The sequence below is a fragment of the Pseudomonas sp. NPDC089734 genome (genome assembly GCF_044748865.1).
Taxonomy (GTDB): Bacteria; Pseudomonadota; Gammaproteobacteria; order Pseudomonadales; family Pseudomonadaceae; genus Aquipseudomonas.
The window spans coordinates 13,668-34,361 of sequence record NZ_JBIVGV010000029.1 but is presented as its reverse complement, the minus strand read 5'-3'; the positions used below and the strand labels follow the sequence as shown (position 1 = coordinate 34,361).

Below are 20,694 nucleotides of genomic sequence, written 5' to 3'. Positions count from 1 at the left end.
CCTGAGGACAAGATCCGCAAGGTACTGAAGATCGCCAAAGAGCCGATCTCCATGGAAACCCCGATCGGCGACGACGAAGACTCCCATCTGGGTGACTTCATCGAAGACTCGACCATGCAGTCGCCTATCGATGTCGCCACGGTTGAAAGCCTGAAAGAAGCCACACGCGAAGTGCTGTCGGGCCTTACCGCTCGTGAAGCCAAGGTTCTGCGCATGCGTTTCGGTATCGACATGAATACCGACCACACGCTGGAAGAAGTGGGCAAGCAATTTGACGTCACCCGCGAGCGGATTCGTCAGATCGAAGCCAAGGCACTGCGCAAGCTGCGTCACCCGACAAGAAGCGAGCATCTGCGCTCGTTCCTTGACGAGTAATCGAGCAAGCAAATAAACAAAACCCCCGGCCCGCCGGGGGTTTTGCTTTTCTGGTACTTCATATTCATGCCTGCCGGGTAGTTTTCCCCCTCCTTTTCCTACGCCGTCTACACTCGTGTAATTGCCATCCCCCGCTATGAGACTGCCATGTTCCGACTGTCGGCCATTACATTCTTTTGTCTGATCGGCTCCATGGCATACGCCACTCCCCAAACAAGAGAACACACCGCCGACACCCGCGAAAACCTTCGCACCGGGGTTAAGACCTACCAGCAGCCCTTACTGGCACAACAAGACTCAAAAGCCCTACTGCGAGCGTCGGAAAATATCCAATCCTCCGATCTTGATGTACGCAGAGGCAGCGAAATACATCCTCCGGCCTATTGGGAAAACTTCCTGTTGTACGGCCTTCCCGGTTTATTACTGCTGTCAGGCGCACTGGTCGTCGTGATCCGCAATAACCGACAACTCAGCCTGGAAATCTCTCGCCGGGTTGAGCTGGAACAAAAACTTCGCAGCAGCGAACACCATTACCGCGGACTGGTTGAAAGCCTCTCGGCAGTAGCCTGGGAAGCCAACCCCGACGATCTGACCTACCACTACGTCTCGCCCCAGGCAGAAAGCATGCTGGGCTACCCTCTGGAAAAATGGCTGTCACCGGGGTTCTGGCGCAGCATCGTGCACCCGGAAGACCTCAAGGCAGCCGAAGCCTTCTGCAAACAGCAAACCCTGAACGGCAAGGATCACAACCTCGACTACCGGGTCCATGACGCGGAAGGTCATGTCATCTGGATCCGTGACATCGTCAGCCTGACCCACCAGGGCAATACAGCCCTCATGCGCGGCTTGATGATCGACATCAGTGACAGCAAGCAGACCGAGGAAGCGCTGCGCCTTTCCGAGGGAAAGTTCGCCTCCGTCTTTGCCCAGTGCCCGGATATCCTGATCATTGCCCGCCTGTCCGACGGCATCATTCTTGATGTCAACAAAGCCTTCGTGACACAGACAGGCATGGCAACCGAAGAGGTCATCGGCAAGACGCCCACACAAGTCAATCTGTGGGCCGTTCCAGGTGTCGGGCCAGGCCTGCTGAAGCATGTGCAGCAAGACAGAATCCGCAATCTGGAAATGCCGCTGCGTCGCAGGGACGGCAGTACATTTTCCTGCCTGATGTCAGCCGAACCGTTCGAGATGAGCTCGACCCCGGCCGTATTGATCACCGTGAGCGATATCACGCCCCTCAAACACGCCCAGCAACTGCTGCAACTTTCCGAAGAGAAGTTCGCCAAGGCGTTTCACTCCTCTCCCGATGGCCTGGTCATCACCCGCACCAGCGATGGCCTGCTGATGGAGGTCAATGAAGGGTTCTGCCTGCTGACGGGCTACAGCGAAAGCCAATGTCTGGAACGCTCGAGCCTTGAATTGCAGATCTGGGCCGACCCGGACGAACGCCGCCAACTGCTCGATCAATTACAGAAAAACGGCACGGTTCAGGAGTTTCGCAGCCAGATCCGTCGCATGGACGGCCAGATCCGGATTTGCGAGCTGTCCTCCAACCCTCTGCTTATCGCAGGGGAAGCATGCATCATGACCCTGGCCCGAGACATTACAGAACGCCAGCAAATGCAGGAAAAACTGCACCTGGCCGCCACCGTATTCGAGAGCACCGCCGAAGGCGTTCTGATTACCGACCCTCATCAGCGCATCAACGCCGTCAACAGGGCCTTCAGCGCTATCACTGGCTACAGCGAAGAGGAGGCCATCGGCCAGACGCCGCGTCTGCTCTCCTCTGGCCAGCATGACAGCGCGTTCTACGCCGCCATGTGGCACCAACTCAACGCCGAGGGGCACTGGCAAGGCGAGATCTGTAACCGCCGCAAGAACGGAGAGCTGTACCCAGGCTGGCTGACGATCAGCGCCGTCCGCAACAAGGACCATCTCCTCACCCACTTCGTTGCGGTATTTGCCGACATCTCCAGCCTCAAGCATGCCCAGGCGCGCCTGGACTATCAGGCCCACCACGACCCGCTGACCGGGCTGCCCAATCGCACCCTGTTTGAAAATCGCCTGCAATCGGCACTTATCCACAGCGAAGAGTCCGGCAGCCTTGGGGCCGTGCTGTTTATCGACCTTGATCGCTTCAAGCACATCAACGACAGCCTGGGGCACCCGGTGGGCGATTTACTCCTCAAGGGCATCGCACAACGCCTCAAGGAGAACCTGCGCGACATCGACACCGTCGCCCGACTCGGAGGCGATGAATTCATCGTATTGCTGCCCGGCCTGCTGCAAGCCGGCGACGCAGAAACCATCGCCAACAAACTGTTGGCCTGCTTCACAGCCCCCTTCCAGGCCGGTGAGCATGAGTTCTTCATGAGCGCCAGTATCGGCAGCAGCCTGTTCCCCACAGATGGCACAGACGTCGCCACATTGGTCAAAAACGCCGACGCGGCGATGTACCGCTCCAAGGCCAAGGGGCGCAACCGGATCGAAAGCTACACCCGGGATCTGACCTCACAGGCCAGCGAACGGATCGCCCTTGAACAGGAACTGCGCAGAGCCATCGAACGCAACGAACTGAGCCTGTCCTTCCAGCCCAAGACCCGCCTGCCGGACAACAGGCTGGTGGGTGCCGAAGCCTTGATTCGCTGGAGTCACCCGACGTTCGGAGAGGTGCCGCCCGAACACTTCATCCCGTTGGCGGAAGAAAACGGCATGATCCTGCAAATCGGCGACTGGGTACTGGAACACGCCTGCCGTCAAATGCGTGAATGGCGCAAGACCTACGAACCGTTCGGCCCCCTCTCCGTGAACCTGGCCGGCGCCCAATTGCGTCAGCCCAACCTGCTCAAACGCATAGAACAACTGCTTGCCGACAACGATCTGGAGCCCGGCTGCCTGCAACTGGAGATCACTGAGAACTTCATCATGAGCCAGACAGAAGAAGCCCTGTCCGTGCTGCACAAACTGAAAAAGCTCGGCGTCCAACTGGCCATCGACGACTTCGGCACCGGCTACTCTTCGCTCAGTTACCTCAAACGACTGCCGCTGGACATCCTGAAAATCGACCAGTCCTTCGTCCGCGGCCTGCCCGAAGACACCCACGACGCCGCCATCGTCCGCGCCATCATCGCCCTGGGCCGCAGCATGCAACTGACCGTCATCGCCGAAGGCGTCGAAAACAGCGAACAACAACGATTCCTCACCGAACAAGGCTGCGAACAGATCCAGGGCTACATCGTCAGCCTCCCCCTGCCCCCCGAAGAATTCTGCGCAAAATTTCTTCTCATGAATCTTTCGGACTTTTCGGATAGCACAGCCGCGAAACCGCCGTTATAATCCGCGGCCTACTGAGGGCCCATAGCTCAGTTGGTTAGAGCAGAGGACTCATAATCCTTTGGTCCACGGTTCGAGTCCGTGTGGGCCCACCAGATTCAAAGCCGCGCACTGCGCGGCTTTTTCATGTCTGGCGGAAACCTCTCAGATACAAGCCTATGTGCGGCTTCGCTTACACCTCTTTGATCATGATTCCCCTATGACATAGGGCGCCCGACGTCAGAATGGCCCGTTGCCACTAAATGCTGATAACCTTTTCTCCGCCCAACCTGTCGGACCTTCCGGAGCGATCATGGCATTGAATAAAGGCAGAGGCCTGACGCAGGCAGCGGATAACTGTTTTGTGCATACCTACGGTGCCCAGCCACGTTATCTGGTGGGGGTGATCCATCGTCAGGACACGGGGAATCGCGGTGAACCGCCGGCCTGCCATTGTGGTTTTCTCACGGGTGGTACGCCGTTCGCCAAAGGCCATATCATGGCGCTTGAACTGGGGGGCTGCGACGAAAGCTTCAACATCGTGCCCCAGTACGAGTTGTGGCAGGGTGCCGCCGGAGGAGCCTGGCGCGACATGGAAACAGCCATCAAGGCTGACCTGGCTGCCGAGGTGATGGTGGTGGAGATCGACTACGCAGCCGTGGCCGATGCCTACGATGTGCAAAAGGCAGCCTTTACAGCCGGAGACTCATTGCAGCACTGGACCGGCCCGAACATTCCCATACGCTTTCGTGTGTGGACCGTCACCCAGGCCACCGTGGCCGAGTATCTTGCTGCAAGCGATGCAGACAAGGAACTGAACATCGCAGCATTGATTGCCAATCGCCACGCCGAAGTAGCACTTCTGGATGAAAGCATTGATGCAATGCCTGACATCGACCGGCGCACCTGGAAATTCCGTATGGTGAGAACGGCCACACGTCTTGAATACAATGCATATAGCGCTACGGCTCAAGCCGCCCGTGACGCCGCTTTATTGGCCTTGGTAAGCACACCGGCCGCCAATGTCGGAGGCGCCCCTGGCCCCATGCGTCGTTCACGCCGGGGTGCAGAAGCAAGACACAATGCCAACCCCATGCTCGTTCCTGTGCCCCCCGAGCCGTTGACCTATGCGCTCTGGGCCAACAGTGCCCAGGGGCGCAATGCAACGGTCGCACGCATCCAGGCCAATACCGCCAACGCATCGCTCAACTGGACAGTCGCCGAACGCCTGGCATTCACCGCTCCCGACGTAGACATTGCGAACTTTGCACACTGAACGTCCAGGGCCCGTGCGACACAGCCATCTGACACAACCAGCCCTTGGAGTTACCCGCCACGGCTCTGCCCAGAAGCCCCCTCGCCCCCCGACGAATCGTGGCGCTGAGGAGGGCTATTGGCCTGCATCAAGCGAACTCATCATGAGAGAGGGCATGCATCTTCTCGGCTGATCATTCATGACGCGTCACAATGACTCAAAGCAGAAAAGCAATAAACAATTCCCTTCTTACTTGTGGCTTACTGGGCCCCGCCATCATCAAAGCATGGACCCTTTACCTGGACTCGCGGTCTTTTAACGCATGACGAATTCGCGCTCTGTTTTTATCCCCTCCTGGCTCCGCCCTGTCTTACGCCCGTTGCTTGATCCGTATCGCCGTTATCGGCATGCACGGCTGATCCATGCTGCGCGGATCGTGGTGGGATTGCTGGTGTCGATCCTGCTGACTTCGGGTCTGAACCTGCCTCATGGCGAATGGGCCTCGGTGACGATGCTGATCGTGATCGGCGGTTTGCAGCATCACGGCAATATCGGCAAGAAATCCGTCGAGCGCGCCTATGGAACGCTCATCGGTGCGGGCCTGGGGTTGTTTGTGGTGGTGCAGCAGGGGTATCTGGAAATTCCGCTGCTGACCTACGTGATGATGTCGGTGATGTGCGGTTTCTTCGCCTATCACGCCATCGGCAAGGGCGGTTATACCGCGTTGCTATCGGCGATTACCCTGTTCATCGTCGCTGGCCACGGGGTCAATCCGGTCAGTGACGGGCTGTGGCGCACGCTGGATATCATGATCGGTATCGCGCTGGCACTGGCCTTTTCCTTTGCACTGCCGCTGTATGCTGTCTTTTCCTGGCGCTACAACCTGGCCAGTGGCTTGCGCGATTGCGCCAAGGTGTACGGGCGCATCACCCAGGGCCAGCCCGTAACAGCCGACGAACACCTGAAGCTGACCGCCCGGCTCAACGCAACGATGCTGCAATTGCGCTCTTTGCTGCCCTCCGTCTCCAAGGAAGTGAAGATTTCCATGGTCGAGCTGGACGCGATACAGGGACATTTCCGTATGTGCCTGAGCACCCTTGAGATCCTTTCCAACATTCGCCCGGCCAATCTCGATCAGGCCGCTGGTGCTTCGCTGAAAGCCTCGATGGATGCAGACTATCGCCAGATCCGCCGCCAGTTGATCGGTATGGCCCGCGCCCTACAGACTGGCGCGACCGAGCGTCTGGCACGCCCATCCGAGACAGCAGCACCACACACTGAAATCCCGGCCGAGCTGACGGGCTACCATTTGATGACTCAGCAATTGGCGCACAATCTGGATGGTCTGCAGGAACGTCTTTCCAGGACAGCCAAGCGCTGGAAATTCTGAAGGAGGCCTCTGTGTCCGATACCCGCCCTGTCGCCCTCGATGATCTCGACCGTCAACTGATCGCGGCCCTGCAACTCAATGCCCGGGAAAGCGTCGCGACACTGGCCCGACAATTGGGTATCGCCCGCACGACGGTCACCTCCCGACTGGCGCGCCTGGAAAGCACCAAGGTCATCACCGGCTATGGCGTGCGCTTGAGTCAACGTGTCGTAGAGGGCGGTCTGCAGGCGTATGTCGGCATTACCGTGCAGCCCCGTTCGGGCAAGGAAGTGCTGCGTCGCCTCAGCACCCAGGCTCAGGTCCAGCAGCTATGTGCCGTCAGTGGCGAGTTCGATTATGTGGCCTGGTTGCGCACGGATTCGCCGGAGCAACTGGACCAGTTGCTGGATCTGATCGGCAGCATCGATGGCGTGGAAAAGACCACCACGTCGATCATTCTCAGCAACAAGATCGATCGGGGTCAGCCGCTTTAGGTTTAACGTTTTCCTGACGGTTAAAAGCCATTGACGACATTCATTTGTCCCTACGCATCAAAGTGCTTGTCAGCTTCGTCATATTGAACAAAAACACATCATATAGACGACACTTTGCGTCTTATTAACGTGTGCACGCTTATCTAGACTGTTGTCTTTCGCCGTTGCCCAGTCAGGTCAGTCATGAAAAACAATCGTCATCCTCAGGACGGCAAGAAGCCGGTCACCATGTTCGGTCCGGACTTTCCCTTTGCGTTCGATGAGTGGATCGAACACCCCGCCGGTCTGGGCAGCATTCCCGCAGAGAACCATGGCAAGGAAGTGGCGATCATCGGTGCCGGTATCGCCGGGCTGGTGGCGGCTTATGAACTGATGAAACTGGGCCTCAAGCCTGTGGTGTACGAAGCCTCGAAAATGGGCGGTCGTCTGCGCTCCCAGGCCTTTGAAGGGGCCGAAGGCATCATCGCGGAATTGGGCGGAATGCGTTTTCCCGTCTCGTCCACGGCGTTCTATCACTATGTCGACAAGCTGGGGCTTGAATCCCGGCCCTTCCCCAACCCGCTGACCGAAGCCTCCGGTAGTACCGTCATCGACCTGGAAGGCACCACCTACTACGCACAGAAGCTGTCGGACCTGCCCGAGATATTTCAGGAAGTGGCCGACGCCTGGGCCGATGCGCTGGAGGCCGGTTCACAGTTCTCCGATATCCAGCAGGCCATCCGCGACCGTGATGTACCGCGCCTCAAGGAGCTGTGGAACAGGCTGGTCCCACTGTGGGACGACCGCACGTTCTATGACTTCGTCGCCACCTCGAAGGCGTTCGCCAGGCTGTCGTTCTATCACCGTGAAGTGTTCGGGCAGGTCGGTTTCGGTACCGGCGGCTGGGATTCAGACTTCCCCAATTCGATGCTGGAAATCTTTCGCGTGGTCATGACCAACTGCGACGACCATCAGCACCTGATTGTCGGCGGCGTGGAACAGGTTCCGCTGGGCATCTGGCGTCATGTACCGGAGCGCTGCGCCCACTGGCCGCAAGGCACCAGCCTGTCATCCCTGCATCACGGCGCACCGCGTACCGGGGTCAAGCGCATTGCCAGAGCCGAGGACGGGAATCTGGCCGTCACCGATAACTGGGGCGATACGCGGCATTACGCGGCGGTACTGACCACGTGCCAGAGCTGGCTGCTGACCACCCAGATCGAGTGCGAAGAATCGCTGTTTTCACAAAAGATGTGGATGGCACTCGACCGTACCCGCTACATGCAGTCCTCGAAAACCTTCGTCATGGTCGATCGGCCGTTCTGGAAGGACAAGGACCAGGAAACCGGTCGCGACCTCATGAGCATGACCCTCACCGACCGTCTGACGCGGGGCACGTATCTGTTCGACAACGGTGACAACAGGCCGGGGGTGATCTGCTTGTCCTACTCGTGGATGAGCGATGCCCTGAAGATGCTGCCGCAGCCCATCGACAAACGCGTGAAGCTGGCCCTGGATGCCTTGAAAAAGATTTACCCGAAGGTCGATATCGCCGCACGGATCATTGGTGACCCCATCACCGTGTCATGGGAAGCCGACCCGCATTTCCTGGGGGCCTTCAAAGGTGCGTTGCCGGGGCATTACCGCTATAACCAACGCATGTACGCCCATTTCATGCAGCAGGACATGCCCGGCGAACAGCGCGGCATGTTTCTGGCCGGTGACGATATCTCCTGGACACCCGCATGGGTCGAGGGTGCCGTGCAGACATCGTTGAACGCGGTGTGGGGCATCATGACTCACTTTGGCGGCAAGACATTCGCGGAAAACCCCGGCCCCGGCGATGTGTTCCATGAGATCGGTCCCATCGCACTGGCCGACTGACCAGAAGGAAAACAGCCATGAACATCGCGCTGTACCAATGTCCGCCTCTGCCGCTGGATATCGGTGCCAACCTGTTGCGGCTGGAGCAACAGGCTCACGAGGCCTCACAGCAGAAAGCCGATCTGCTGGTCTGCCCGGAAATGTTCCTGACCGGCTACAACATCGGCGCAGAAGCCGCCCGCAAACTGGCACAACCCTCCGATGGTTTTGCCGCAGCCCGGGTGGCCGAGATTGCCAAAACCCACGGCATAGCCATTGCCTATGGCTATCCAGAGCTAGGTGCCAGCGGGCGAATTTACAACGCTGTGCAGTTAATCGGCAGCAGCGGGCAACGCCTGGCCAACTACCGCAAGACCCACCTGTTCGGTGAACTGGACACCTCGATGTTCACGGCCGGAGAGGATGACTTTCCCGTGGTGGAGCTCAATGGCTGGCGTCTTGGCCTGCTGATTTGCTACGACGTGGAATTCCCCGAAAACACACGCCGCCTGGCACTGGCCGGGGCGGAGCTGATTCTCGTGCCCACGGCCAACATGACGCCCTACGATTTCGTCTGTGACATTACCGTGCGGGCACGAGCGTTCGAGAACCAGTGCTATCTGGCGTATGCCAATTACTGTGGCAACGAAGGCAACATTCAGTATTGCGGGCAAAGCAGCCTGTGCGCCCCGGATGGCAGCCGCCCGGCACTGGCTGCACAGGATGAAGTGTTGATTGTCGGCAGGCTGGATCGAAAATTGATGGAGAGTTCTCGGGCGCTCAATACCTATTTCCAGGATCGGCGGCCGGGACTGTATACGGATCTGGTGAAGCCCTGAATTCACACTGCCCTGCTCGCGAATGAATTCGTTCCTGCTCTCGGGCAAGCCCTCTGCACAATCCCGAGCCGGATAAACCGCCTCCTGTTAACATGGCACGCATCTCGACACCGCAGTGACACCCGCCGATGCCTCATGCTTCCAGTTCTGCCGCCAAGCCTGAACCGCTCTCCGTATTCGCCAGCATTCAGGAACACTTCCTTCAGGTCGTCGTGCCGCTGTGGCAAGGTCCCGGCTGGAATGCGCAACTGGCTCTGCCTTATGAAGCCCTGGATGCCAATCATCAGCCCTTGCCGCCTCAGCGTTACAGGGCCATGGCCTGTGCCCGGCAGTTGTTCCTGTTCTCCAGCCTGATCGGCCATCCAGCGTTTCCGGACGCAACCGCACGAGCGGCCGCCCTGTTTCGCTCGCTGCAACAGCACTTTCATGATGGCGAGCATGGCGGCTGGTTTTACAGCATTGATCCACAAGGTCGGCCACAGGACCGTCGCAAGGACCTCTACACCCACGCGTTCATCATTTTCGCCTGCGCCCACTACTGGGCCAGGGTCAAGGAGCCGCTGGCCGAGTCGGTCCTCAACGCCGCGCTGAAGGTTGTCGCCGAGCGTTTTGCCGATGGCGCAGGTCTCTATGAGGCCAGCCTGGAGGAGGATTGGTCGACACTGGGCAGCGGACCGCTGCAGAACCCCTTGATGCACCTCGCCGAAGCGTTTCTGGCAACGCTGTCGGTACGCCCCGATCCAGAAACGCAGGCCGCTCTGGATGGATTGGTGGTCCACATGCAACGCCGCTTCATCGACCCGGCTACGGGCGTCATGCTGGAGAAGCCGCTGGAGGCTGTGGATAACTGGTATGAGCCGGGGCACCAGTTCGAGTGGTTCTTTTTGCTCCAATCCTCTCCCGATCTACACAACACGCCGCTCTACGCCTCACTGGACCGGGCATTCGTCCTCGCAGAGACTCAAGGTATCGATCAGGAAACAGGAGCGGTCAGCGCCATGTTGACGCTCGATGGCGAAATCCGCGACGGCACCCAGAGGATCTGGGCGCAGGCCGAATACCTGCGGGCGCTGGCGGTACGGCCAGAGAGCAAAGGCGACTTGAGCAATCAGATGATGGCGCTGCAGCAACGCTTTCTGCATGCGGGTGGCTGGCATGAGTGCCTCGACGCCAATGGCCAGGTCAGTCGCAACGACATGCCCTCCACAACGCCTTACCACCTGGCCACCTGCTACATCGGATTGGCAGACGCCCTGTAGGAGCGAATTCATTCGCGAACATGATCGCGAGAGAATTCGCTCCTGCAGTCGATCAGCCGCGGTTGCGGTCAATCGCAAAACCGGCCCAGGTCTGACTGACCGGCATCAGCTCAAGGTTGTTGATGTTGACGTGGGCCGGAGTGTTCATGATCCAGAAAATGGTTTCTGCGATGTCCTGCGGCTGGATAGGCTCGGCACCGGCATAGGTTGCGTCGTATTTGGCCTGGTCGCCACCGAAACGCACCAGCGAGAACTCGCTCTCACACAGGCCCGGTTCCAGGTTGGTGACACGCACGCCAGTCCCGATCAGGTCGTTGCGCAGGTTGAGCGAGAACTGCCCCACGAACGCCTTGGTGCCGCCGTAGACGTTACCGCCCGGATACGGGTAATTGCCCGCCACCGACCCCAGGTTGACGATGCTCGCGCCACGGCCATGACCGATCAGGCGGGGCAGCAACAGGCGCGTGGTGTAAACCAGTCCTTTGACGTTGGTGTCGATCATGGTGTCCCAGTCATCCAGATCGCACTGGGGAGCCGGATCGATGCCAAGGGCCAGGCCCGCGTTGTTGATAAGTCCACGAATGGTTGCGAACTCTTCAGGCAGCTCCGCGATAGCACTTTCCATCGCAGCACGGTCACGCACATCCAGTACGAGGGTGTGAACCTTGGTCTGCTTCGACAGCTCGGCGCTCAGGGCGTCCAGACGCTCCTTGCGGCGTCCTGTCAGCACGAGTGACCAGCCCGCCTCGGCAAAACGGCGGGCACAGGCTTCGCCAAAACCGGACGTAGCGCCCGTAATGAATACAGTGGAAGTCATTTCATTCTCCTGAGCACCGCGCCCTCAAGGCGCAGCCTGTTAACAAGTTCACGGCAAGACCGGCAGAATGCCCGCCCGGAGCCGTCTGGATCAAGCCATGGGGATAAAACAGGGGGGAAAAACGCAGCACCTGTACAAACAATGATCAGCACCAGCAAAGCCACGATTTATAAGGGCCTGAGACAGTTTTGCCCATCTTATCCACAGTCAGGCCCACAATCTCTGGGGGCAAGTGCGATGCGGTAAATGCCTTGTATTTCAAGGGCTTCAGCCCATCAGGAAAAGTTTTTTCCTTGACTTTGGAACCAACCCCGAAACAGTGCAACGGTCGGCAAAACCCTGTATCGCTCTCCAGACCAATGAGGATAACGCCTGGAAGACTCTTTCCAATGCTTGCCCACAGACTTATCCACAGGCTTTTCACCCAAACATACTGTATGAACAAACAGCCCGCCAGACGTTGACAAACCTCGTCAATCGACGTCCAAAAATAGCTGCTCAAAAAACAACCACACCTCTATATCCCTTATATATAAAGGGCTACAGCCAAATACTCCCAAGTTATTAACAACCCGTTCCACAGTAAACCTGAACAAGTCAAAACCATGACAAAACAACCGTTTGCAGCGTCTTTATGTCGCGCTTCGAGGGGACGTCAAAATTGTTTTCCACAATCGGGAAAAACGACGCCCCAGGTGCAGGACACCCGGGGCGCAGTAGAAAAATGCCGCTTTATTGACTGAATCAGTGTCCACCGAGATAAGCGTTCCTGACTTCTTCATTTACCAGCAATTCCTTGCCCGTCCCCGTCAGGCGGATTTCGCCGTTGACCATCACGTAGGCGCGGTCGGAAAGCTTGAGCGCATGGTTGGCGTTCTGCTCCACGAGAAAGATCGTCATGCCAGTGGCCGCCAGCTCCCGCAGAGTCGAGAAGATCTGTTTGACGATGATCGGCGCCAGCCCAAGACTCGGCTCGTCGAGCAGCAGCAGTTTCGGGCGACTCATCAAGGCGCGGGCAATCGCCAGCATCTGCTGCTCGCCCCCGGACATGGTCATGGCGCGCTGGTTACGACGCTCCTTGAGCCGAGGGAACAGCTCGAACATGCGTTGCATGTCTTCCGCCGAATGCTTGTCGCCAATCGGGATGGTGCCCATCATCAGGTTTTCCTCGACCGACATGTCGGGGAACACCCGCCGCCCTTCCGGCGACTGCGCGATGCCGTTGGACGCGATGTAGTGCGACGACTTCTGCGTGATGTCGGTGCCCTGATAGAGAATCTGCCCGCTGGCAGCCCTCGGCTGGCCGAAGATCGACATCAGCAGCGTGGACTTGCCTGCGCCGTTGGAGCCGATCAGGCTGACCGTCTCACCTTCATTGATGTGCAGCGAGACCTTCTTGAGGGCCTGGATCGGCCCGTAAAACACATCGATCTCTTTCATTTCGAGGATCGGCTTGCTCATACCAGCTCCTCTTCATCAGCGCCCAGATACGCCGCGATCACTTTCGGATCGTTGCGGATCTGCTCCGGCCCGCCCGTGGCAATCACGTTGCCATGGTCGAGCACCACAATATCGTCGGAAATCCCCATGACCATGCCCATGTCGTGCTCGATCAGCACGATGGTCATGTCATGCTCATCGCGCAGCAGACGGATCATGCCGCTCAGGGCCTCGGTCTCTTGCGGGTTGAGGCCGGCAGCCGGTTCATCGAGGCAGATCACCTGAGGCCGTGTACACATGGCCCGGGCAATCTCCAGACGACGCTGCTGCCCGTAAGACAACTCGCCAGCCAGACGGTTGGCGCAATCCACCAGGTCCACCACTTCCAGCCAGTAGAACGCCGTGTTGAGCGCGTCCTCCTCGGCCTTGCGATAGCCCTTGGTATTGAGGATGCCGCCGATCAGGCTGCGATTGACCCACATGTGCTGAGCCACCAGCAGGTTCTCGACCACCGACATTTCCTTGAACAGGCGAATGTTCTGGAAGGTGCGCGCCAGCCCGGCCCGATTGACCAGATGGGTGCCGCCGAACATCTTGTAATAGACGCGGCTGAAGAAGCTTTTCGGCGACACGAAATCCGTCGCCTCGAACGACTCGCCCAGCAGCTTGATCACATTGGTGGTCTTGCCACGGGTGTGCAGCTCGATACGTCCGCCCGTGGCCTTGTAGAACCCCGTCAGGCAGTTGAAAACCGTGGTCTTGCCTGCGCCGTTGGGGCCGATCAGGGCAAAGATCGAGTTGCGGCGAACCTGCAGGCTGACATCGCTCAGCGCCTTGATACCGCCAAAGTGCATCATCAGATGCTCGACCGAGAGAATGACTTCATTGCTCATGGCGTCACTCCTTCTTTAACCAGGACACCCTTGCGTGGCGTTACGCCTGTACGGCTGATGCGAATCAGGCCACGTGGCCGCCAGATCATCATCAACACCATCAGGATTCCAAACAGCAGGACCCGGTACTCGGAGAAACTGCGCAACAGCTCGGGCGCAACCGTCAGCACGAAGGCCGCGATCACGACGCCCACCGTCGATCCCATCCCCCCCAGAACCACGATGGCCAGAATCAGCGCAGACTCGAAGAAGGTGAAGGATGTCGGGTTGACGAAGCCCTGATAACTGGCAAAGAACACCCCGGCCAGACCGGCCGTCGAAGCGCCGATGGTGAAGGCCGAAAGCTTGACCAGTACATGGTTCAGGCCCATGGCGCGGCAGGCGATCTCATCTTCGCGCAGCGCTTCCCAGGCGCGGCCGATCGGCATGCGGGTCAGTCGATGCTTGATGAACAGCACCGCCAGTACCACGATGAACAGCACGACGTAGATGAACAGGAATTTCAGGTCCGGGTTGTAATCGAAGCCGAAGTATTCGTGAATCGGCACCCCGCCATCCTTCGCCCGCCGTCCGAACTCCAGACCGAAGAAGGTCGGCGACGGCACGGGAACACCGTTCGGGCCACCGGTAAAGGACAGCCAGTTATTGAGCACCAGACGAATGATTTCACCGAACCCCAGGGTCACGATGGCCAGATAATCGCCATGCATGCGCAAGACCGGAAAGCCCAGAATGCACCCGGCCAGGGCCGCCGCAATGGCGGCCAGCGGCAGCGCCGACCAGAATCCCAGTCCGAGGTACTGATACCCCAGAGCCAGGCCATAGGCGCCGATGGCGTAGAACGCCACATAACCCAGATCGAGCAGGCCGGCCAGGCCGACCACGATGTTCAGGCCCAGCCCCAGCAGTACATAGATCAGACCAAGGATGACCACAGTCAGAATGTATTTGTTGGCAAAGATCGGGAACACGATGGCAATCACGATCAGCATCGGAATGATCCAGTAGAGGCTCGACTTGTGATCGGGCTTGAGCACATGCACACCGGAGCCGGAACCCTCGAAGCTCTGGCCGATGCGAATGCCCTTGGGCGTTTGCAGAAACAGGCTCATGAGAAAACGGCCGGCCATGACCACGCCGACCAGCAAGGTGACCCGCGCCGGTTGCAGGTTGAAGCTGTAGCCGTCGAGCACGATGCCGACAATCGGGCCAAAGACAATCAGCGCCAGCAAACCGGCAACCACGGCGTCGATCAGGCTTTTCTTGATATCGATAGGTGTAGCGACAGGAGCAGACATACTTATACCTTCGCCACGAGTGGGCGACCCAGCAGGCCTTGGGGACGGAAAATCAGGATCAGTACCAACAGGCCGAAACTGAACACGTCTTTGTAGTCGGAGTTGATCAGACCGGAGAATTGCGACTCCGCAACACCCAGGATCAAGCCCCCCAGCATCGCGCCCGGCAACGAGCCGATCCCGCCGAGTACCGCGGCCGTGAACGCCTTGATGCCGATGACGAAGCCGGCATAGAAATCGAACGTGCCGTAGTTCATGGTGATCAGCACACCCGCCAGCGCAGCCATGGCAGCACCGATGATGAATACGTAGGAAATGACCCGGTCCGTGTTGATCCCCAGGATCGAGGCCATCTTGCGATCCTGCTGGGTCGCACGGCACATCCTGCCCAGCTTGGTGCACTGGATGATGTAGGTCAGCACCGCCATGCCCACGAAAGCCGCGATGAGAATGAAGATCTTGGTGTAGGTGATCTGCACGAAGCCCGTGCCGATCTCGAAACGCCAGGCCCCTTCGAGCAGCGTGGGCACACCCTGCTGGCGGGCACCCTGACTGATCTGTGCATAGTTCTGCAGGATCAGGGAAATACCGATGGCACTGATCAGCGGTGCCAGCCGGGTCGAGTTGCGCAGCGGCTTGTAGGCCACGCGCTCGATGACGAAACCGTAGACGCCCGTCACCACGATGGTGAAGATCAGCGTCCCCAGAATCAGGAAGGGAAAGGACTCGAGACCGAAGAAAGACAGGACCGCCAGGCCGATGGCGGCCAGGTAGGCGGAGATCATGTACACATCGCCGTGGGCGAAGTTGATCATGCCGATAATGCCGTAGACCATCGTGTAGCCAATGGCAATGAGGCCATAGACAGACCCTAGAGTCAGTCCATTGACCATTTGTTGCAGGAAAATACCGTCCATCACGCACGCTCACAAACTTGAAGGCCGCTCAGGCTCCTGCTCGCCGTGCCCCGATGGAGCACAGCGAACAGGCCGTCAGGCAACAGAAGAGTCCGGCTCGCTGAGGTGTGAGCCCATTACCATGTCGGAGCTGTCCGGTGTGGCAGGTGCCTCAGCGGGCAGCTCCGGCAATGCGTCTATCTCACTTCTGTTTTTCGAGTTGTTTGTATTTACCGGCGGCATCCCACTGGTAGACCACATAGTCGGAGACTTTCAGGTCACCCTTGGCGTCCCAGGCCTTCTCGCCCATGACGGTCTTGACCGGGTTGGCTTTCAGCCAGGCTGCCGCCGCATCGCCCTTGTTGGACTTGGCACCGTTGAAGCCGGCCGCCAGAGCCTGCAGAGAGGCATAGGCGTAGAGGGTGTAGCCTTCAGGCTCGTAACCGGATTTGCGGAACTGATCGACCACGGCCTTGCTGTCCGGCAGTGCACGCGGGTCGGCACCGAAGGTCATGTACACACCGTCGACGTATTGCGCGCCGCCCGCGGTGGTGACCAGTTCGTCGGTCACGACACCATCGTCGGACATGAACCTGACGTCCTTGAGGCCCTGCTCACGCAGTTGGCGAACCAGCGGACCGGCTTCGGGGTGCAGACCACCGAAGTAGACGACATCGGCCCCCACCGAACGGATCTTGGTGACCAGGGCACTGAAGTCCTTCTCGCCACGGGTCAGGCCTTCATACAGAACCTCTTTCACGCCGCGCTTGGCCAACTGGGCGCGGGTCGCATCGGCCAGCCCCTGGCCATAGGTGTCCTTGTCATGGATGACGGCGATCTTCTTGCCCTTGAGCACATCGACGATGTAATCACCGGCCACCACGCCTTGCTGGTCGTCGCGACCGCACATGCGGAACACTTCTTTGAGACCGCGCTCGGTCACGGTGGGGTTGGTGGAGCCGGGGGTGATAACGATCACGCCAGCATCGCTGTAGACCTCAGAAGCCGGAATGGTGGATGACGAACAGAAATGCCCGACAACACCAACCACCTTGTCCTGATCGACCAGACGGTTGGCGATAGCCACAGCCTGTTTCGGCTCGCAGGCATCATCGCCCTTGACCAGAACAACCTTCTCTCCATTGATGCCGCCTGCTGCGTTGATCACGTCCGCAGCCGCCTGCGCGCCCCTCATATACTGTTCGCCAAACGATGCGTTCGCACCGGTCATAGGCCCCGCGATGCCAATCTTTACATCGGCCTGAGCAAACGAAGACACGCCCAATGCAGTGGTCACTGCGATTGCCAGAAAGCCTTTCCTGTAAAACGTATGCGACATGAGTGGTGCTCCTGAGGTTTTTTAATTAGCACTGCAACTACAGGTTTTGCCTAGAGCAAGGGGCGTGCCATCACTTTTTCATTCCGGGAAAAGCCATGCCTGCGTTGTCTGCATCCTCATTCACAGCCCCTTGCCAGAGGGCCGTGCAACCGCATGCGTCACACAAGGTGCAACCCATAGAAATAACAGGGCAACCAACGCATTTAGAAACTGCAACCAAAGCGAAGCCAGACGTGCAACCCGACTGTAACCGGACACGTCACCGAAGTGCACACCCCCGGTGCGCGTGCGCTACGAGACGCACCATTTGAGGTTAGCGGAACATGGGGAAAACGCTGGCCGCCAGACAGAAACCCGGCCCGACTGCGCAAGCACGGTGATCCGGCATGAACCGGGAAGCCTGTTACCACGCTTGAGAGGGGTGCAGGTTCAAACAGGCGTAACACCCGGGCGGGCAAGAGACCCTAACCCGGACTTTACCCGGCCATCAAATGACCATTAGGCGAGACGTCATTCCATTTATTCCTGATGCCCGAGACACTCGTCGACAGAGTTTTTCTGCCACGAATGCGGGAACCGTTGGATCATCCGGCAACTAAAGGGTGACAATGCGAACCCGGCAGGTCGCGAGTGCTCTCGGGAACAACCCGAAATTCGCGGCCCACACGTTATCGGCTGCTCTGGAGATCCAAACGAATGAGCGGGAGCGCCTTCTCGAATCGCATCGTGCAGAATCTGCTCGATACCGACTTCTACAAACTCACCATGATGCAGGCGGTGCTGCATAACTATCCCAATGTCGATGTGGAATGGGAGTTCCGCTGCCGCAACGGTGAAGACCTGCGCCCTTACCTGGCAGAGATCCGGCATCAGATCGAATTGCTGTGTGAGCTGTCCCTGAGCGCCGAGCACCTGGCCTTTCTGGAACGTATCACCTTCCTGAAACCGGACTTTCTCAGGTTCCTCGGGCTGTTTCGCTTCAACACCCGTTACGTGAAGACCAGCATCGAAAACGATGAACTGTGCATCCGCCTGCACGGTCCGTGGCTGCACGTGATTCTGTTTGAAGTGCCCTTGCTGGCGATCGTCAGCGAAGTCCGCAACCGCCACCGCTACCCGGACATCATGCTCAGTCAGGCCCGTGAACGCCTCTACGACAAGTTCGAGTGGCTGAACAGCAATGCCAGCCAGGACGAACTGGCCGAGCTGAAAGTCGCCGACTTCGGTACCCGCCGTCGATTCTCCTACGGTGTGCAGGAAGCAATCCTGCAAGTGCTCAAGCGTGACTTCCCCGGCCAGTTCGTCGGCACCAGTAATGTGCATCTGGCCCGCGAACTTGATCTCAAACCGCTGGGCACCATGGCACATGAGTGGATCATGGCGCACCAGCAACTCGGCCCGCGCCTGATCGACAGCCAGATCGCCGCGCTCGACTGCTGGGTCCGCGAGTACCGAGGATTGCTGGGTATCGCCCTGACCGACTGCATCACCACCGATGCCTTTCTGAACGACTTCGATCTGTATTTCGCCAAACTCTTCGACGGCCTGCGCCATGACTCGGGCGATCCGGTGAAGTGGGCTGAAAAATGCATCACGCACTACCAGAAGCTGGGGATCGATCCGGCCAGCAAGACACTGGTGTTCTCCGATGGACTCAGCCTGCCCAAGGCACTGGAAATCTTTCGTGCTCTGCGTGGACGAATCAACGTCAGCTTTGGTATCGGTACCAACCTGACGGCTGACATTCCGGGCATAGCCCCCATGAACATGGTGCTGAAAATGACGGCCTGTGCCGGACAACCCGTCGCGAAGATTTCCGACGAGCCTGGCAAGGCGCAATGCAAGGACCCGAACTTCGTCGCCTACCTGCGGCATGTCTTCAAGGTCTCGGCTTTGCCTGCGCCTGAAAAAAACCTTTGAATTGTCCTACTTACAAGGAGTGACTCATGCACGCTGTACAGCTCCAGATCGCTGAACAACTCAATGTCCAGCCACCTTTTGCCGACCACAATGCGCTGGTGACCGAAGTGGCCCGGCGCGTCGACTTCATCAAGGAGTGCCTGCTCAATGCACGGCTCAAGACGCTGGTTCTGGGGATCAGCGGCGGCGTCGACTCACTGACCGCAGGCCTGCTGTGCCAGCGCGCCGTCAAGGAGTTGCGCAGCAGCACAGGCGACGACAGCTACCGCTTTATCGCCGTACGCCTGCCGTACGTGGTGCAGCAGGATGAACATGAAGCGCAGGCGTCGGTGGACTTCATCGAGCCGGACGAACGCCACACCGTCAATATCGGCACCAGCGTCAAGGCCCTGGCCGCCGAGGTCAAGGCCTTCGACGGCCAGCATGCCAGCGCCGTGGACTTCGTTCTGGGCAACACCAAGGCGCGTATACGCATGGTTGCCCAATACACCATCGCCGGAGCCTATCAGGGGCTGGTGGTCGGCACCGATCACGCCGCAGAAGCGGTCATGGGGTTCTTCACCAAGTTCGGAGACGGTGCCTGCGACCTCGCACCGCTCAGCGGCCTGGTCAAGAATCAGGTGCGCGCCATCGCCCGTCATTTCGGCGCACCGGAATCACTGGTAGAAAAAGTACCGACAGCGGATCTGGAAGACTTGATGCCGGGCAAGCCGGACGAAGCCTCTCATGGCGTGACCTACGCCGAGATCGACGCCTTCCTGCACGGCGAACCTGTGCGTGAAGAGGCATTCAGAATCATTTGTGACACGTACTCAAAGACCCAGCACAAGCGCGAACTGCCTTACGCCCCGTAAAGGACTTCATTCGCGAAAAGGCCAGTACAACCTGCAGAGATGCGTTGCTTGAAATACCGCTTTCGCGGATGAATCCGCTCCTACTGTCACAACCCCGTAGGAGCGAATTCATTCGCGAAAAGGCCGGTACAACCCGCAGAGATGCGTTGCTTGGAATACCGCTTTCGCGGATGAATCCGCTCCTACTGTCATAACCCCGTAGGAGCGAATTCATTCGCGAAAAGGCCGGCACAACCCGCAGAGATGCGTTGCTTGATATACCGCTTTCGCGGATGAATCCGCTCCCACTGTCACAACCCCGTAGGAGCGAATTCATTCGCGAAAAGGCCGGTACAACCTGCAGAGATGCGTTGCTTGATATACCGCTTTCGCGGATGAATCCGCTCCTACTGCCATAACCCCGTAGGAGCGAATTCATTCGCGAAAAGGCCGGTACAACCTGCAGAGATGCGTTGCTTGAAATACCGTCTTCGCGGATGAATCCGCTCC

The 20,694-nt window shown here is 58.6% G+C and carries 16 protein-coding genes and 1 tRNA gene; 11 read left to right on the top strand and 6 right to left on the bottom strand.

Annotated elements, in window-relative coordinates; translation table 11 throughout:
* The 9 genes from ACIPY9_RS23960 to ACIPY9_RS23920 form a co-directional block, all read left to right on the top strand.
* A partial coding sequence (locus ACIPY9_RS23960) for a sigma-70 family RNA polymerase sigma factor (RefSeq protein WP_400707569.1) occupies positions 1-375 on the top strand: 375 nt, incomplete at its 5' end.
* 147 nt (positions 376-522) lie between these two features.
* A complete protein-coding gene (locus tag ACIPY9_RS23955) occupies positions 523-3,714 on the top strand; it encodes an EAL domain-containing protein (protein WP_400707566.1) in 3,192 nt (1,063 codons plus the stop codon).
* 15 nt (positions 3,715-3,729) lie between these two features.
* Positions 3,730-3,806, top strand: a tRNA-Ile gene (locus ACIPY9_RS23950).
* A 197-nt stretch (positions 3,807-4,003) separates the two neighbouring features.
* On the top strand, positions 4,004-4,966 hold the full coding sequence (locus ACIPY9_RS23945; RefSeq protein ID WP_400707563.1) for a hypothetical protein: 963 nt from the start codon (positions 4,004-4,006) through the stop codon (positions 4,964-4,966).
* 301 nt (positions 4,967-5,267) lie between these two features.
* The gene (locus ACIPY9_RS23940) at positions 5,268-6,335 is read left to right on the top strand and encodes an FUSC family protein (protein WP_400707560.1); all 1,068 of its coding nucleotides are present in this window, start codon (positions 5,268-5,270) and stop codon (positions 6,333-6,335) included.
* 11 nt (positions 6,336-6,346) lie between these two features.
* Positions 6,347-6,808 carry an Lrp/AsnC family transcriptional regulator gene (locus ACIPY9_RS23935; protein ID WP_400707557.1) on the top strand — a complete coding sequence of 154 codons (462 nt, stop codon included), beginning with the start codon at positions 6,347-6,349 and terminating at the stop codon, positions 6,806-6,808.
* A 183-nt stretch (positions 6,809-6,991) separates the two neighbouring features.
* Complete coding sequence (locus tag ACIPY9_RS23930; protein ID WP_400707554.1) at positions 6,992-8,671, top strand: flavin monoamine oxidase family protein; 1,680 nt, start codon at positions 6,992-6,994, stop codon at positions 8,669-8,671.
* Positions 8,672-8,688: 17 nt separating this feature from the next.
* On the top strand, positions 8,689-9,489 hold the full coding sequence (locus ACIPY9_RS23925; protein WP_400707551.1) for a carbon-nitrogen hydrolase family protein: 801 nt from the start codon (positions 8,689-8,691) through the stop codon (positions 9,487-9,489).
* A gap of 128 nt (positions 9,490-9,617) precedes the next feature.
* Positions 9,618-10,748, top strand: coding sequence for an AGE family epimerase/isomerase (locus ACIPY9_RS23920; protein ID WP_400707548.1), 1,131 nt, complete (start codon positions 9,618-9,620; stop codon positions 10,746-10,748).
* Positions 10,749-10,800: 52 nt separating this feature from the next.
* On the opposite strand, the gene ACIPY9_RS23915 is transcribed toward ACIPY9_RS23920, so the two are convergent.
* The 6 genes from ACIPY9_RS23915 to ACIPY9_RS23890 form a co-directional block, all read right to left on the bottom strand.
* Positions 10,801-11,565, bottom strand: coding sequence for an SDR family oxidoreductase (locus tag ACIPY9_RS23915; RefSeq protein WP_400707545.1), 765 nt, complete (start codon positions 11,563-11,565; stop codon positions 10,801-10,803).
* 744 nt (positions 11,566-12,309) lie between these two features.
* Complete coding sequence (locus ACIPY9_RS23910) at positions 12,310-13,026, bottom strand: ABC transporter ATP-binding protein (protein ID WP_400707542.1); 717 nt, start codon at positions 13,024-13,026, stop codon at positions 12,310-12,312.
* Positions 13,023-13,898, bottom strand: a complete 876-nt coding sequence (locus ACIPY9_RS23905) for an ABC transporter ATP-binding protein (RefSeq protein WP_400707539.1) — start codon at positions 13,896-13,898, stop codon at positions 13,023-13,025. Before ACIPY9_RS23905 ends, ACIPY9_RS23910 begins: the two co-directional genes overlap by 4 nt.
* Positions 13,895-15,196, bottom strand: coding sequence for a high-affinity branched-chain amino acid ABC transporter permease LivM (livM, locus tag ACIPY9_RS23900; RefSeq protein ID WP_400707536.1), 1,302 nt, complete (start codon positions 15,194-15,196; stop codon positions 13,895-13,897). Before livM ends, ACIPY9_RS23905 begins: the two co-directional genes overlap by 4 nt.
* A 2-nt stretch (positions 15,197-15,198) precedes the next feature.
* Positions 15,199-16,113, bottom strand: coding sequence for a branched-chain amino acid ABC transporter permease LivH (locus tag ACIPY9_RS23895; RefSeq protein WP_400707533.1), 915 nt, complete (start codon positions 16,111-16,113; stop codon positions 15,199-15,201).
* Between the two features lie 181 nt (positions 16,114-16,294).
* Positions 16,295-17,431 carry an ABC transporter substrate-binding protein gene (locus ACIPY9_RS23890; protein ID WP_400707530.1) on the bottom strand — a complete coding sequence of 379 codons (1,137 nt, stop codon included), beginning with the start codon at positions 17,429-17,431 and terminating at the stop codon, positions 16,295-16,297.
* A gap of 696 nt (positions 17,432-18,127) precedes the next feature.
* Here ACIPY9_RS23890 and pncB point away from each other — a divergent pair.
* Complete coding sequence (pncB, locus tag ACIPY9_RS23885; protein WP_400707527.1) at positions 18,128-19,351, top strand: nicotinate phosphoribosyltransferase; 1,224 nt, start codon at positions 18,128-18,130, stop codon at positions 19,349-19,351.
* Between the two features lie 26 nt (positions 19,352-19,377).
* Complete coding sequence (nadE, locus tag ACIPY9_RS23880) at positions 19,378-20,205, top strand: ammonia-dependent NAD(+) synthetase (protein ID WP_400707524.1); 828 nt, start codon at positions 19,378-19,380, stop codon at positions 20,203-20,205.
* Positions 20,206-20,694 lie beyond the last annotated feature (489 nt).